Below are 1,574 nucleotides of genomic sequence, written 5' to 3' on the forward strand. Positions count from 1 at the left end.
TTAGCATCAGAGGGTTCAGCGTTGGCGCATACCAGCGGGTACGGGAATATCAACCCGTTGTCCATCGACTACGCCTGTCGGCCTCGCCTTAGGTCCCGACTTACCCTGGGCGGATTAGCCTGCCCCAGGAACCCTTGGTCATTCGGCGCACACGTTTCTCACGTGTGACTCGCTACTCATGCCTGCATTCTCACTCCCACAGCCTCCACCACTCGATCACTCGGCGGCTTCACCGGCTGCAGGACGCTCCCCTACCCATCAACACATCACATGTCAATGCCACGGCTTCGGCGGTGTGCTTGAGCCCCGCTACATTGTCGGCGCGGAATCACTTGACCAGTGAGCTATTACGCACTCTTTCAAGGATGGCTGCTTCTAAGCCAACCTCCTGGTTGTCACGGCAACTCCACATCCTTTCCCACTTAGCACACGCTTAGGGGCCTTAGCCGATGATCTGGGCTGTTTCCCTCTCGACTACGAAGCTTATCCCCCGCAGTCTCACTGCCACGCTCTCACTTACCGGCATTCGGAGTTTGGCTGACGTCAGTAACCTTGTAGGGCCCATCAGCCATCCAGTAGCTCTACCTCCGGCAAGAAACACGCGACGCTGCACCTAAATGCATTTCGGGGAGAACCAGCTATCACGGAGTTTGATTGGCCTTTCACCCCTAACCACAGGTCATCCCCCAGGTTTTCAACCCTGGTGGGTTCGGGCCTCCACACCGTCTTACCGGCGCTTCACCCTGCCCATGGCTAGATCACCCCGCTTCGGGTCTACAGCATGCGACTGAAAACGCCCTATTCAGACTCGCTTTCGCTACGGCTACCCGCCACCGGTTAACCTCGCCACACACCATAACTCGCAGGCTCATTCTTCAAAAGGCACGCCATCACGAACACCACCCGAAGGCAGTGAGGACGCTCTGACGGCTTGTAGGCACACGGTTTCAGGTACTATTTCACGACCCCTCACCGGGGCACTTTTCACCTTTCCCTCACGGTACTGGTCCGCTATCGGTCATCAGGAAGTATTCAGCCTTACCACGTGGTCGTGGCAGATTCACACGGGATTTCACGGGCCCCGTGCTACTCGGGAACACACCCAAGAGACGTCATGATTTCACCTACCGGGCTCTCACCGTCTACGGCCGGCCATCCCATACCGTTCGGCTATCACAACATTTTGTAACTCTTCGCTGGACTGGTAGATCCAACCGGATGATCCCACAACCCCGCACACGCAACCCCTACCAGGTATCACACGCGCACGGTTTAGGCTCCTCCGCTTTCGCTCACCACTACTCACGGAATCACTATTGTTTTCTCTTCCTGCGGGTACTGAGATGTTTCACTTCCCCGCGTTCCCACCAACCTGCCTATACATTCAGCAGGCGGCGACACCCCATGACGGGTGCCAGGTTTCCCCATTCGGAAATCCCCGGATCAAAGTCTGGTTGCCGACTCCCCGAGGCATATCGCAGGCTCCCACGTCCTTCATCGGCTCCTGATGCCAAGGCATCCACCGTATGCCCTTAAAAACTTGAACACACGAAACGATCAAAACAAATCGCAGA

1 rRNA gene is annotated in these 1,574 nt (G+C 56.6%); it reads right to left on the reverse strand.

The features are described 5' to 3' along the window. A 23S ribosomal RNA gene (locus AF1_RS32470) occupies window positions 1-1,546 on the reverse strand; the annotation flags it as partial. Window positions 1,547-1,574: the final 28 nt, after the last annotated feature.

The sequence above is a fragment of the Actinomadura formosensis NBRC 14204 genome, assembly GCF_001552155.1.
GTDB lineage: Bacteria > Actinomycetota > Actinomycetes > Streptosporangiales > Streptosporangiaceae > Spirillospora > Spirillospora formosensis.